We start from the raw sequence: 14,104 nt of genomic DNA, 5'->3' as shown, positions 1-14,104 counted from the left end.
ATGCTCAATACGCTGCGCCGCATCGTTCAGGAGGTCAACTCTGCCAGAGATCTGGCAGCGGCTCTGGACATCATAGTGCAGCGTGTGCGCGAGGCTATGGGCACCGAGGTCTGCTCGGTATACCTGCTCAACCCCGATATCGGTCGCTACGTGCTGATGGCGACCGAGGGTCTCAACAAGGATGCCGTCGGCGCGGTCACGCTGGGCACCAGCGAGGGTTTGATCGGCTACGTTGGTACCCGAGAGGAACCGGTCAACCTCGAAGACGCGGCGTCTCACCCCCGTTTCCGTTACTTTGCCGAAACCGGTGAAGAGCGCTATGCCTCCTTCCTGGGTGTGCCGATCATCCACCATCGCCGGGTGATGGGGGTGCTGGTGGTGCAACAGAAGGAGCGTCGCCAGTTTGATGAGGGCGAAGAGGCCTTCCTGGTCACCATGAGTGCGCAACTGGCGGGCGTTATTGCCCACGCCGAGGCGACAGGCGCGATTGGCGGCCTCGGGTGGGGTGGTGAGGTGGTACAGGATACCCGGTTCGACGGGGTCGCTGGTGCGCCGGGTGTGGCCATCGGACATGCAGTGGTGATTTTGCCACCGGCAGACCTGAAATCGGTTCCCGACAAGCAAATCCAGGACGTTGAGGCGGAAATCGCCTTGTTCCGCCGCGCGAAACACAGCGTGCGGGTCGACATGCAGCAACTGTCGAGCAAGCTCTCGACCCAGCTGCGGCCGGAAGAGCTGGCGCTGTTTGATGTTTATCTGATGATGCTGAACGACACTGCGCTGGGCAACGAGGTGATCAACATCATCCGGACTGGGCAGTGGGCGCAGGGGGCTCTGCGCGAAGTCGTCAGTTCGCATGTCACCCGTTTCGAGTTGATGGATGACCCCTATCTGCGTGAGCGTGCAGCGGACGTCAAAGACATCGGTCGGCGCATTTTGGCCTATCTGCAGGAGGTTGGCCGACAGGAACTGGTGTTCCCGGATGACACCATTCTGGTCAGCGAAGAGCTGTCGCCGGTAATGCTTGGCCAGGTGCCGAAAGAGAAGCTGGTCGGGCTGGTGTCGGTGCTTGGCTCGGGTAGCTCGCACGTGGCCATCCTGGCTCGGGCGATGGGTATTCCGACCGTGATGGGTGCGCTTGACCTGCCCTATACCCGCATCGATGGCATGGAATTGATCATCGACGGTAACCGCGGTGAGGTCTATTCCAACCCGTCGCCGGAGCTGCATCGCCAGTACCTGGATCTGGTGCGCGAAGAGCGCGAGCTGGTGCAGGGGCTGGAGAAGCTGCGCGACGTGCCCTGCGTGACGCTCGACGGTCATCGGATGCCGCTGCTGGTGAATACCGGTCTGCAGGCAGATGTGGCCCGTTCGCTGGATCGCGGCGCCGAGGGGGTTGGGCTGTATCGTACTGAAGTGCCGTTCATGATCCAGGATCGCTTCCCCAGCGAGAAGGAGCAGCAGGCGATCTATCGCGAGCAGTTGGAGGCTTTCCATCCCCTGCCGGTCACCATGCGCTCGCTCGATATTGGTGGCGACAAGGCGCTGACCTATTTCCCGATCAAGGAAGACAACCCGTTCCTCGGCTGGCGCGGCATCCGCGTGACCCTTGACCACCCGGAGATTTTCCTGGTGCAGACGCGGGCCATGCTGAAAGCCAGTCAGGGCCTGAATAATTTGCGCATCATGCTGCCGATGGTGAGCAGCGTATTTGAGGTTGAAGAAGCTCAGCATCTGATCCATCGGGCCTACAGCGAGGTCCGGGATGAGGGGGTCGATGTGCCCATGCCGCCGGTCGGGGTGATGATCGAGGTGCCTGCGGCGGTTTACCAGGCGCGTGAACTGATTCAACTGGTCGACTTTTTGTCGGTCGGTACCAACGACCTGACCCAGTATCTGCTGGCGGTCGATCGCAACAACCCGCGTGTTGCGGACCTTTACCACTCGCTGCATCCAGCGGTGCTGCAGGCCTTGATCAAGGTCGCCACGGCCTGTCGCGAGGCCGGCAAGCCAATGAGTGTCTGTGGTGAAATGGCTGGCGACCCGGCCGCCGCGGTGCTGCTAATGGCGATGGGCTGTGACGCACTGTCAATGAACTCGACCAACTTGCCCAAGGTCAAGTGGCTGTTGCGTCAGATCAAACTGTCCGACGCCAAGGCTTTGCTGGATGAGGTGATCGAGCTGGACAACCCGCATCTGGTGCTCAGCACCCTGCATCTGGCGCTGCGCGGCATGGGCCTGGGCAAGGTGCTGTCGCAGCCACGCTGAGTTGTCAGCGCCATTCCCTGCTGGTTTCTCCCTGTGCTTCCCCGAGTGGTCCAAAACGGCGCTCCGTCAGCCGGATAACGCCGTCTGCCTGCAGCCGCAGTACGCTGCTGGCGCGAGTACCGTACTCCGGGATGCCGACGATGAAGGCCGCCGACAGCATTCGCTCCCACTCAAGGCTGATACCGGTGCTGGGCAGTTGCTCATCGGCGTAGAGCTGGTCATTGGCCAGCAGTGAAAATAGGGTTTGGTCATCTGCCTTCAGGTTCTGGGCCAGATCGTTGCGCAGGCATTGCGTTTTCGGCCATGGGCTGTCCAGGTCAGCATTGGAAAGGCCGTAGATACCGGGCTCGAGTTGGCGCGGCTGACCCTGCTGGCTATTGAGGAACCACAGTTGTTCGCGGTCACCAACCAGGAGGTTGAAGCCCGAGTACTGGTCCAGCGTGCTGTGCAGCTCGTGTAAAAACGCGGCTGGTGAGAGGTTGCCCAGCAGGTAATCCAATGGTAGCTGGCCGCGTGACCTTGGCGCTTTGGCGGCGCCCGGTGAGCGGATGTTGGTGACGGCCGCGAAGCGACCGTCGCGGGTAACCCCGAGCCAGGTGCCGCCGGCTTCCAGATCCTTGCCTGCCAGCAGGTCGGGATGCCCCTCTGCGTGCCAGTCTGTCAGCGCCCGAGTGGGGCGGTGATGGAATTCGTCGCGGTTACCGATCAGCAGCAGGGGTTGCTGCGGGGATTGCTGCCAGGCAAAGGCGATCAGACACATCAAGCTGCTCCTCGGGAAGATGGCAGCAGTGTAACCTGTGTGTCGGAGTGGCGCGATCCGCGATAGACTAACCGATTTGCGGCGATCCGCTTTCGGGGGGTGTTGTGGAGTTCGTGATCTATCTGGTGCTGGGCGGTTTTGCCGGTACGCTGGCTGGCCTGTTCGGCGTTGGCGGCGGCATGATCATCGTGCCGGTGCTGGTCTACAGCTTCGCCCTGCAGGGCTTTGCGCCCGATGTGCTGACCCATATGGCAGTCGGCACCTCACTGGCGACTATCGTCTTTACCTCGATCAATGCGATTCGCGCACATCACGCCAAGGGAGCCGTGCGCTGGCATCTGTTTGTCTGGCTGACGGTCGGCATTGTGCTCGGGACCGTGCTGGGCGCGCTGACTGCAGCGCAGATCAGCGGCCCCATGCTGCAGAAGATCATTGGTGTCTTTGCCATTCTGGTTGCGATTCAGATGGCCTTCAAGCTGCAGCCCAAAGCATCGTTGGCGGAGCCGGGCAAACCGGCGCTGGGTGTTGCTGGTGGTGTCATTGGCTGGGCATCCGCGATCTTTGGTATCGGTGGTGGGTCGCTGACGGTGCCGTTTTTGGTCTGGCGCAGTGTGCCGATGCAGCAGGCGGTGGCGACCTCGTCAGCCTGTGGTCTGCCAATTGCGCTGGCAGGCGCTGCGTCGTTCATTTTTACCGGCTGGGATGAAACCGGACTGCCTTCCTGGAGTCTGGGATATGTGTATTTGCCGGCGCTGATCGGTATTGCCGCGACCAGCATGCTGTTTGCGGGCTTCGGTGCGCGACTGGCGCACCGGTTGTCGCAGGACCTGCTCAAACGCCTGTTTGCCCTGCTGCTGCTTTGTGTTGGAATCAACTTTCTAGTCTAGGGATCTCGCATGTTGACCTACCCGCAGATTGACCCGGTAGCGCTGGCTATCGGTCCGCTGAAGATTCACTGGTACGGTTTGATGTACCTGATTGGTATCGGCGGCGCCTGGTGGCTCGCACGTCGACGCCTGGCTGCTTTTGATCCGACCTGGAGCAAGGAAACCCTGTCGGATCTGGTGTTTTGGGTCGCGCTCGGGGTGATCGCCGGTGGCCGGCTGGGTTATGTGCTGTTCTACGATCTGGCCGCTTACATTCGCGACCCGCTGCTGATACTGGAGATCTGGAAGGGTGGCATGTCCTTCCACGGTGGACTGCTCGGCGTGCTGATTGCCCTGCTGTGGTTTTCCCGCAAGCACAACAAGCGCTTCTTCGAATTGGTTGATTTTGTCGCGCCGCTGGTGCCGATTGGACTGGGGGCGGGCCGTATTGGCAACTTCATCAATGCCGAGCTGTGGGGCAAACCGACCGATCTGCCCTGGGCCATGATCTTTCCGACCGATCCGGACCAACTGGCGCGTCATCCGTCGCAGCTGTATCAGTTTGCGCTCGAAGGTGTCGCGCTTTTTACCATTCTCTGGTTCTATTCGCGCAAGCCGCGGCCGACCATGGCGGTCAGCGGCCTGTTTGCCATCTGTTATGGCTGCTTCCGCTTCGCCGTTGAATTTGTCCGCGTGCCGGACCAGCAGCTGGGCTACCTGGCTTTCGGTTGGCTGACCATGGGTCAGCTACTCTGTATTCCCATGATTCTACTGGGCGCCCTGCTGATGGGGCTGGCCTACCGGCGTGAGGGGCGCACCGCATGAAACAGTATCTTGACCTGATGCGCCATGTGCGCGAGAACGGCACCTTCAAGAGTGATCGTACCGGCACAGGCACCTACAGCGTGTTCGGCCACCAGATGCGTTTTGATCTGACCGAAGGGTTTCCGCTGGTCACGACCAAGAAGTGCCATCTCAAATCGATCGTCCACGAATTGCTGTGGTTCCTGCAGGGCGATACCAATATTCGCTACCTCAAGGAAAACGGCGTCTCGATTTGGGACGAGTGGGCGGACGAGAACGGCGACCTGGGGCCGGTTTACGGCTACCAGTGGCGCAGCTGGCCGGCACCGAATGGCGAGTCCATCGATCAGATCAGCAAGCTGATTGCTATGATCAAGAGCAATCCGGATTCGCGTCGGCTGATTGTCTCGGCATGGAATCCGGCGCTGGTGGATCAGATGGCGCTGCCGCCCTGTCATGCGCTGTTCCAGTTTTACGTTGCCGACGGCAAGCTGAGCTGTCAGCTCTATCAGCGTTCGGCCGATATCTTCCTCGGTGTGCCATTTAACATTGCCAGTTATGCGCTGCTGACGTTGATGGTGGCGCAGGTCTGTGACCTGCAGCCGGGCGAGTTCATCTGGACTGGCGGCGACTGCCACTTGTATGCCAACCATATCGAACAGACCGACCTGCAGCTGAGCCGTGAGCCTCTGCCGTTGCCGACCATGAAGCTCAACCCCGAGGTGACTGATCTGTTCGCCTTCCGCTTCGAAGACTTCGAGCTGGTGGGCTATCAGGCTCATCCGCACATCAAGGCGCCGGTGGCCGTATGAGTGACATCAAGGTCGCGCTGATCGCGGCAATGGCGCGCAACCGGGTGATCGGTCTTGATAACGGCATGCCCTGGCATTTGCCTGAGGACCTGCGCTATTTCAAGGCGACCACGCTGGGCAAACCGATCATCATGGGGCGCAAGACCTTTGAGTCGCTCGGTCGACCGTTACCGGGGCGCACCAATATTGTTGTCAGTCGTCAGGCGGGTCTGCAGCTGACTGGGGCCGAAGTGTTTGGTTCTATTGAAGCTGCGCTGGGTTTTGCCCGTCAGCAGGCGACTACTGTTGGTGTGGACGAGGTGATGGTGATTGGCGGCGAGACCCTGTATCGCCAGTGTATGCAGGGGGCAGATCGTCTGTATCTGACGCGCATCGATGCCACGCCCGAGGGCGATGCCTGGTTTCCGGAGTTTGATGATGCCGACTGGGTTCTGGTCAGCGAGCGCCAGGTTGCTGCGGGCGAAGGATATCCGGCGCACGTCTATCAGGTGCTTGAACGTCGCCCTTAAGGGTCAGTTCAGGGAGGTGTTCTCCAACTGCCCGATCAGCTCTTCCAGTGGTCGGGGCATGCCGATCCAGTAGCCTTGCAGCAGGTTACCGCCCCAGCCAGTGAGTCGCTCCGCCGTGCGGGCGTCCTCGACGTAATTGACGGCCACCTGCTTGTCCATGCCGCGGGACAGGGTAATCAGATTTTGCAGGTAGGCATCCTGTTCCGGGACCCCGGTTTCATTCAGCGACCGGCAGTCCACTTTCACGCCTTTGATCGGCAGGCGGCTCAGGTAGCCGAGCGCGCCGTATTCCGAGCCAAAATGGTCCAGCCAGATTTCCACGCCCAGCTCATGCAGTGCATTGCACAGTGCTGTCGCCTGGCTGGCATGTTTGAGCAACGCGTCTTCGCGTAGCTCAAGCTGGATCATATGCGGCGGAACCTTGCTGCGCAGCAGCAACTGGCGCAACTGATCGACGAAGCGTGGTTGCTTGAGCTCACGGTCGCTCAGGTTGATCGACAGGCGACACTGAATGCCGGCATCAAGCCACTGTTTTACTGCCCGCAGGGCTTGATCAATGACCCAATGACCCATAGGCAGGATCAGACCGCTGTGTTCTGCCAGCTTGAGGAACGCGTCCGGCGTCAGCAGGCCGAGCTGCGGATGCTGCCAGCGCAGCAGCGCTTCCCAGGCAACGGTGTCGCCGTGATTGGTGTCGACGATGGGTTGATAGTGCAGTCGAAATTGCCCTTCCAGCAGGCCATGCCGCAGGCCCTGCTCGATATCGAGGTTGTGTCGTGTTTCGGCGTCGTGCTGGGGATTAAAGAAGGCATAGCCGTTACGCCCGTTCGCTTTGGCGCGATAGAGCGCTTGGTCGGCGTGCTGAAGTAGCTCTGCGGCCGAGGCGCCGTGCTCTGGAAAGGTCGCAATGCCAACGCTGGCGGAGACCAGCAGGTGGTGGCCGCTGAGGGTGATGGGCTCACTCAGGGCATGAATGATTTTGCTGGCAATCAGGGCGGCATCGTTTGGATCGTGCAGGTCATTGAGCAGGGCAACGAATTCGTCACCACCGATCCGGGTAATCAGGTCGTCCTGGCGCATGGTGCGGCGCAGGCGGTTGGCAATCACCGCCAGTAACAGGTCTCCCAGGCCGTGGCCGAAGCTGTCATTGATCTGCTTGAAGTAGTCCAGGTCGATATAGAGCAGGGCGAAGCCGGTAGGGCTCCGTTGGCCGCGCAGGATCATACGGTCCAGCTCTGCCTCGAGCAGGGCGCGGTTGCCCAGCCCGGTCAGCGGGTCCTGCCGTGCCATCTGCTGCAGTTTTTCTCCGCTGCTACGCCGGCGCTCTGCGTTGATCAGAGCGCGCTTGAGAATGTCCGGATTAAGTGTGTCGCGTGGCAGGATATCGTCTGCGCCGTTGTCGATGGCGGTACCATCGCGCTCGGCACTGTCGTCGTCACTGATCAGCAGCAGCAACGTGTTGGCGCTGGCGCGGCGGGCGTCCTGCAACAGGTCTGGCTCATTAGGTAGCAGGCAGGCGTCATAGCTTTTTGAACCAAGACGGGTAGCGGTATCACGAAGACTGGTGCAGATATCGACATCGAGTGGGCCGGCCAAAGGCGCACGACAGAGTTCGAGCAGTTGCTCGCGCTTTGCCGCGTTGGTTTCAACCAACAATATTTTGCGTGCTGCGCGTTCCATGAGTGCGGGCCCAGTCAGCTGGCGTTATTCGTCCGTGCACGGTTTTATATAACCCGTATGTTAACGCCGTCACGCTTTGGGAGCCCATCCAAGAGTGGCAAACAGCGCAAAATCTCCGACGGGCGGTATGGCTAAATGCCTTCTATGCCGGGATGTCGTCTTTAATTGTTAGTCTTTGTTTGGTATGGCGGGAAGTTGGCGCGGGTTTTGGCCCGCGCGCTTCGGGAGATGTCAACCGTCGAGCAGCGCTTTGTTGCGTACACCGCCCTTGTCGGCGCTGGTCGCTAGCAGTGCGTAGGCCTTCAGCGCCGTGCTGACTTTACGGGGGCGAGGTGCGGCAGGCTTCCAGCCTTTGGCGTCCTGCGCGGCGCGGCGGCTTGCCAGCTCTTCGTCCGAGACCAGCAGGTTGATGCTGCGGTTGGGGATGTCGATCAGTACCTTGTCGCCATCCTGCACAAGGCCGATAGCACCGCCGGCGGCCGCTTCCGGTGAGGCGTGGCCGATGGACAGACCACTAGTGCCGCCAGAGAAGCGACCGTCGGTCAATAGCGCACAGTCCTTACCCAAGCCCTTGGACTTCAGGTAGCTGGTCGGGTAGAGCATTTCCTGCATGCCCGGGCCACCTTTCGGACCTTCGTAACGAATGATCACGATGTCACCAGCCTTGACCTCGTCGTTCAGAATGCCTTTGACGGCAGTGTCCTGACTTTCAAAGATCTTGGCGTTGCCCTCGAATACATGGATGGATTCGTCGACCCCGGCGGTCTTCACCACGCAGCCATCAAGTGCGATGTTGCCGTACAGCACGGCGAGGCCGCCTTCCTGCGAGTAGGCGTGCTCAACGCTGCGGATACAGCCTTCAGCGCGGTCATAATCCAGCGTGTCCCAGCGCGTGCTCTGGCTGAACGCGGTCTGGGTCGGGATGCCCGCCGGGCCAGCCCGGAAGAAGGTGCGGACTGCTTCATCGCTGGTCTGGGTGATGTCCCACTGAGCGATAGCATCAGCCATGCTGCGGCTGTGGACGGTGCTGACATCGGTATGCAGCAGGCCGCCGCGAGCCAGTTCGCCAAGAATGGAGAAGATGCCACCGGCGCGGTGCACGTCTTCCATATGGTATTTCTGGATATTCGGCGCGACTTTGCACAGCTGCGGCACCTTGCGGGAGAGGCGGTCAATGTCGCGCAAATCGAAGTCGATCTCCGCTTCCTGGGCCGCAGCCAACAGGTGCAGGATGGTGTTGGTCGAGCCGCCCATGGCGATGTCCAGCGTCATGGCGTTTTCGAACGCCTTGAAGTTGGCGACATTGCGCGGCAGAACAGATTCGTCGCCTTCGGCGTAGTAGCGCTGGCACAGCTCGACAGCCAGACGGCCAGCACGCAGGAACAGCTGCTCGCGGTCGCTGTGGGTTGCCAGCGTCGAGCCGTTGCCCGGCAGCGACAGGCCCAGCGCCTCAGTCAGGCAGTTCATCGAGTTGGCGGTGAACATGCCGGAGCAGCTGCCGCAGGTTGGGCAGGCGCTGCGCTCGTATTCCTCAACCTTCTCGTCTGAGCAGCTGTCGTCGGCGGCAACCACCATGGCATCGACCAGATCGAGGCCGTGGCTGGCCAGTTTGGTCTTGCCGGCTTCCATCGGGCCGCCGGAAACAAACACTACCGGGATATTCAGGCGCAGGGCCGCCATCAGCATGCCGGGGGTGATCTTGTCGCAGTTGGAGATACAGACGATGGCGTCGGCGCAGTGGGCGTTGACCATGTATTCAACCGAGTCGGCAATGATTTCGCGACTGGGCAGTGAATAGAGCATGCCGTCGTGGCCCATGGCGATGCCGTCGTCCACCGCGATGGTATTGAATTCCTTGGCTACGCCGCCGGCCTTCTCGATTTCGCGGGCGACCAGTTGGCCCAGGTCCTTCAGGTGAACGTGGCCCGGCACGAACTGGGTGAAGGAGTTGGCGATGGCGATGATCGGCTTCTTGAAGTCTTCGTCCTTCATGCCGGTAGCGCGCCACAGGGCGCGTGCGCCGGCCATGTTGCGGCCGAAGGTGGACGTTTTCGAGCGGTAATCAGGCATGACGGAAGTCTCGTGGTGTAGTGCAGTTGCGCAAGCATACCAATTCATTGGGCGGCATGCAGCCGTGTCACCGCCGCAGACCGGTAGTCTGGGTTAGTTACAGAGGATTTGAGCGCGATGTTGTATTGATATTGGTGCGCGTCGTTGCCGCCTGTTGCAGGTCATGACGCGGTAATAGACGAAGATTTACTCACAAGGTGATCGGCTTCAATAATGCTTACGCGGCTTTGATGACGGCGGTGGGTACCGATGGCGGCTTTGCCTGTAATGCCAGTGTGCAGGCGGCCTAGTGTTGTTAGGGATGCCAGCGGTGCGGCCGCTGTCTCGTTCGGTGTTCCGCGACCTGCATCGTTGTGATTACTGGACGCCAGAAGTCTAGCGTTACCTGCCGGCACCCGGACGGGTGTCGGCAGGCACGAACCTTCTCGAACTCCGGTCGCCAAGTGGGTCAGAGCTTTTTCTCAAACACCTTCGAGTTGCGCTGGAAGTTGTACAGCTCTGCCCGCTTGGCCGGCAACCGTTCGACACTGCTGGGTTCGAAACCGCGTTCGCGGAACCAGTGGGCAGTGCGAGTGGTGAGGACGAACAGGGTGTCGATTTTCAGACTGCGAGCCTGGGACTCAATGTGCTGCAACAGCTGGTCGCCGCGGCCACCCTGGCGATAGGCCGGGTCGATAGCGACGCAGGCCAGCTCCGCTGCGCTGGAGCCTTCCAGCGGGTAGAGCGCGGCGCAGCCGATGATGCGGCCGTCGCGCTCGATCAGCGTGAACTGGCTGATTTCGGTTTCCAGCACCTCCCGTGAGCGGCGTACCAGAATGCCGGCCTCTTCCAGCGGACGCAGCAGTTCCAGCAGTCCGCCGACGTCGTCGATGCCGGCGCCCCGAATTTGCTCGAATGCTTCCTGGCTGACCAGCGTGCCACCGCCGTCACGGGTAAACAGCTCGGTCAGCAGTGCGCCGTCTTCGGCAAAACTGACAATATGGCTGCGCCGCAGGCCTGCGTTGCAGGCCTTGCAGGCCGCCTGCAGCAGGGTGCCTGGCTGGCTGTTGCCGAGCTTTGCCAGCAGCGGTGCGGCGCGGGTAGGTTTGAGCTCGCGCAACAGCTCTCCGTGTTCGTCGCGGATGCCAGTGTCTTCGCCAAACAGGATCAGTTTGTCTGCACCCAGAGCGACGGCCACGCTGGTGGCAACATCCTCGCAGGCAAGATTGAAGGCTTCGCCGGTCGGTGAGTAGCCGAGGCTGGAGAGCAGCACGATGTCTTGCTCATCCAGGTGGCGGGTGATGGCCTTACGATCAACCCTGCGTACCTCGCCGGTGTGGTGAAAGTCGACGCCGTCTACGACGCCAATGGGTTTGGCGGTAACCAGGTTGCCACTGACAACCCGTAACCGGGTCCCCGATTGTTGGGCACACAGACGGGCTTCAATCGCAATGCGCAGACTGCCAACGGCGTCGATCACGCAGCCGAGGGTGTCGATATCGGTTACCCGTAGGTCGTTGTGGTACTGCGAATGTATGCCTCGACTGGCAAGCCGTTCCTCGATCTGCGGGCGTGAGCCGTGGACCAGCACCAGACGTACCCCCAGGCTGCTGAGCAGCATGATGTCATGGATGATGTTATTGAAGTTGGCGTTGACCATGGCCTCGCCAGGCAGCATCAGTACGAAGGTGCAATCCCGGTGCTGGTTGATGTATGGCGTCGAGTGGCGGAACCAGTTGACGTAGTCGAGCATGCGCGGTGTTCCAGAAAAAAGAGTTATTAAAGGGGGTTGCGGTCGGGGCTTCAAGCCGCCGTATTACTGCAGACAGAAACGTCGAATCAGCCCCTGCAGGACGTCGATGGTTGGTTGCAGTCGGTCCAGAGCGAGAAATTCGTCTGGCTGGTGCGCCTGATCGATATCGCCAGGCCCCAGAATCAGTGTCTGCATCCCGAGCTGGTTGAGGTATGGCCCCTCGGTGGCAAAGGCAACGGCCGCAGCGCTTTGCCCTGTCAGCTCTTCGCAGGCGCGCACAATCGGTGAGTCGGCTGGGGTCTCGAACGCGGGGACGCCCGGGAACAGTGGCTGGTAATCGATCTGCACCTGGTGTTCGGCGGCGATGGGCCGCAATCGTTCACGGATGGCGGCGCGCAGTTCGTCGCTGTTCATGCCGGGCAGTGGGCGGATGTCGAACTCCAGCGCACACTTGGCGCAGATCCGGTTCGGATTGTCGCCGCCGTGGATGCAGCCGAGATTCAGTGTCGGTGTCGGTACGCCGAACAGCGGATTGCTCCAGCGTTTTTGCCAGTCTCCGCGAAGCTGCAGCAGGTCGCCGATTACCGCGTGCATCGCCTCCATGGCATTGTGACCCAGGCTTGGATCGGACGAGTGTCCGGCCTGACCGATGATATCAATGCGCTCCATCATGATGCCCTTGTGCAGCCTGATCGGTCGCATGCCGGTGGGTTCGCCGATGATGGCATGACGGGCCTGGGTCAAGTCGGCCGCGACCAGTGCCCGCGCGCCGCTCATGGAGCTTTCTTCGTCAGCAGTAGCCAGAACGATCAGAGGCTGTTTGAACGGCTGGTCAAGATAGTTGCGCACGGCCTCGATGACTAGCGGGAAGAAGCCCTTCATGTCACAGCTGCCGAGACCATACCAGCGGTTGTCCGCTTCAGTCAGCGCGAAGGGATCGTGCTGCCAGCGCTCCGGGTTGCAGGGCACTGTATCGGTATGGCCTGCCATGACCAGGCCACCGGGGCCGCTGCCGAAACTGGCGATCAGGTTGGCCTTGCCGGGCTGGTCGGCAATCGGGAGGATTCGGCAATCAAAGCCGAGGTCGCTCAGCCAACTGGCCAGTAGCTCCACCACAGGTAGGTTGCTCTGGTCCAGGTTTGGCTGGGTGCAGCTGATAGAAGGGAGCCTCAGCAGGGCGTCGAACTGATCCTTCAGTGGCGGCAGGGGCATTGGCAACTCCGATTGAGGCGGGCGCTCTGCCTGTCAGAACCCCCGACGCACGTGTTTTTTCAGCTTACGCCGCCAGTGGCCGATAGTCAGCTGAAAATCCCGGAGAGAATAAAGAAATAGATGATCGAAAGGATGGCGCCTGCCGGCAGGGTGACGACCCAGGAGCTGAAGATGGTACCGATGACGCGCAGGTTCAGGGCTCCGATGCCACGTGCCAGACCAACCCCGAGTACCGCGCCGACCAGAGTGTGGGTGGTGGAGATTGGCAGGCCGATGCTGGAGGCGCCGACCACTGTGGTCGCAGTGGCCAGTTCGGCGGCAAAGCCGCGGCTCGGCGTTAGCTCGGTGATGTGTTTGCCGATAGTGGCAATCACGCGATAACCATAGGTGGCCAGGCCGACCACGATACCAATGGCACCCAGCAGCAGCACCCAGCCTGGGACCAGCGATTTGCTCGCCACTTCGCCGCCCGAGTGCAGCACACCGACGATGGCAGCCAGCGGGCCGATCGCGTTGGCGACGTCGTTAGAGCCGTGGGCAAAGGCCATGGCGCAGGCGGTGAAGATCATTAGCACCGCAAACACCTTCTCAACGCTGGCGAAGTGAAAGGTCTTGTCGGCTTTCGGGTCAGCCTTGATGCGGCTCAGCAGGGTAACGCCGAGGCTGGCCACCAGAATGCCTGCGATCAGCGACAGACCGAGGCTTTCCCAGCCGTTGAGGTTCAACCCGATATGCTTTAGCCCCTTGGTCAGGGTCAGAATGGTTACCACGAAGCCGACCGCGAACATGTAGAACGGGACGTAGCGTTTGGCGTTGGCAAACGGGTCTTCAGTGTCGAGGATCAGGCGATGAACGCTGATGAAAATCATGAAGGCAACGATGCCGGACAGCAGTGGTGAGATGATCCAGCTGGCGACGATCGGGGTGACGCCTTCCCAATGCACGGCTTCCATCGAGACGCCAACGGCGCCGAAACCAATGACGGCACCAATGATCGAGTGGGTGGTTGAGACCGGCCAGCCCTTGATCGAGGCAACCAGCAGCCAGGTGCCGGCGGCGAGCAGCGACGCCAGCATGCCAAACACCATCTGGTCAGGGCTGATTGCGTCGGCGTCGATGATGCCGCTACGAATGGTCTGGGTGACTGAGCCGCCGGCCAGATAGGCACCAAGAAACTCGAAAACGATGGCGATGATGATCGCTTGCTTGATGGTCAGGGCGCGGGAGCCGACCGAGGTGCCCATGGCATTGGCAACATCGTTGGCGCCGACACCCCAGGCCATGAAAAAGCCGAATAGGCAGGCAAGAATCAGCAGGATGGTGCCGTACTCTGCAATCAGGGTCATATCTCTAATACTCTAAAACGTGTGCATGGGCTGGCGGCTTTCTGC

The 14,104-nt window shown here is 60.8% G+C and carries 11 protein-coding genes; 5 read left to right on the top strand and 6 right to left on the bottom strand.

The annotated features are described in order from the left end of the window. Positions 1-2,268 carry a phosphoenolpyruvate--protein phosphotransferase gene (gene ptsP, locus ACKPCU_RS18300; RefSeq protein ID WP_321348901.1) on the top strand — a complete coding sequence of 756 codons (2,268 nt, stop codon included), beginning with the start codon at positions 1-3 and terminating at the stop codon, positions 2,266-2,268. A gap of 4 nt (positions 2,269-2,272) precedes the next feature. Here the strand turns inward: ptsP and ACKPCU_RS18295 are convergent, their stop codons facing one another. Continuing rightward, on the bottom strand, positions 2,273-3,028 hold the full coding sequence (locus tag ACKPCU_RS18295; protein ID WP_321348898.1) for an NRDE family protein: 756 nt from the start codon (positions 3,026-3,028) through the stop codon (positions 2,273-2,275). Between the two features lie 104 nt (positions 3,029-3,132). Between ACKPCU_RS18295 and ACKPCU_RS18290 the strand changes: the two genes are divergently transcribed. The 4 genes from ACKPCU_RS18290 to ACKPCU_RS18275 are packed head-to-tail and all read left to right on the top strand — an operon-like array spanning position 3,133 to position 6,019. After that, a complete protein-coding gene (locus ACKPCU_RS18290) occupies positions 3,133-3,915 on the top strand; it encodes a sulfite exporter TauE/SafE family protein (protein WP_104738810.1) in 783 nt (260 codons plus the stop codon). Between the two features lie 9 nt (positions 3,916-3,924). Beyond that, positions 3,925-4,719: a prolipoprotein diacylglyceryl transferase gene (gene lgt, locus ACKPCU_RS18285; protein WP_104738811.1), complete on the top strand. Its 795-nt coding sequence runs from the start codon at positions 3,925-3,927 to the stop codon at positions 4,717-4,719. Beyond that, positions 4,716-5,510, top strand: a complete 795-nt coding sequence (locus ACKPCU_RS18280) for a thymidylate synthase (protein WP_321348895.1) — start codon at positions 4,716-4,718, stop codon at positions 5,508-5,510. The genes lgt and ACKPCU_RS18280 overlap by 4 nt, the downstream gene beginning before the upstream one ends. After that, the gene (locus ACKPCU_RS18275; protein ID WP_321348893.1) at positions 5,507-6,019 is read left to right on the top strand and encodes a dihydrofolate reductase; all 513 of its coding nucleotides are present in this window, start codon (positions 5,507-5,509) and stop codon (positions 6,017-6,019) included. Before ACKPCU_RS18280 ends, ACKPCU_RS18275 begins: the two co-directional genes overlap by 4 nt. A 3-nt stretch (positions 6,020-6,022) precedes the next feature. Here the strand turns inward: ACKPCU_RS18275 and ACKPCU_RS18270 are convergent, their stop codons facing one another. From ACKPCU_RS18270 to ACKPCU_RS18250, 5 genes are all read right to left on the bottom strand, one after another. Continuing rightward, positions 6,023-7,699, bottom strand: a complete 1,677-nt coding sequence (locus tag ACKPCU_RS18270) for a putative bifunctional diguanylate cyclase/phosphodiesterase (protein WP_321348891.1) — start codon at positions 7,697-7,699, stop codon at positions 6,023-6,025. A gap of 231 nt (positions 7,700-7,930) precedes the next feature. After that, positions 7,931-9,769, bottom strand: a complete 1,839-nt coding sequence (ilvD, locus tag ACKPCU_RS18265; RefSeq protein ID WP_321348889.1) for a dihydroxy-acid dehydratase — start codon at positions 9,767-9,769, stop codon at positions 7,931-7,933. Positions 9,770-10,217: 448 nt separating this feature from the next. After that, complete coding sequence (gene argA / locus ACKPCU_RS18260; protein WP_321348887.1) at positions 10,218-11,501, bottom strand: amino-acid N-acetyltransferase; 1,284 nt, start codon at positions 11,499-11,501, stop codon at positions 10,218-10,220. 63 nt (positions 11,502-11,564) lie between these two features. After that, positions 11,565-12,713 (bottom strand): acetylornithine deacetylase, encoded by a 1,149-nt coding sequence (gene argE, locus ACKPCU_RS18255; RefSeq protein WP_104738818.1) that lies wholly within the window; start codon positions 12,711-12,713, stop codon positions 11,565-11,567. Between the two features lie 86 nt (positions 12,714-12,799). Then, positions 12,800-14,059 (bottom strand): inorganic phosphate transporter, encoded by a 1,260-nt coding sequence (locus tag ACKPCU_RS18250; protein ID WP_321348884.1) that lies wholly within the window; start codon positions 14,057-14,059, stop codon positions 12,800-12,802. Between the last annotated feature and the right edge of the window lie 45 nt (positions 14,060-14,104).

It is taken from the genome of Halopseudomonas oceani (assembly GCF_963677335.1).
Taxonomy (GTDB): domain Bacteria; phylum Pseudomonadota; class Gammaproteobacteria; order Pseudomonadales; family Pseudomonadaceae; genus Halopseudomonas; species Halopseudomonas oceani.
The sequence above is the reverse complement of the archived record's forward strand: the minus strand, read 5'-3'. Positions and strand labels throughout refer to the sequence as shown.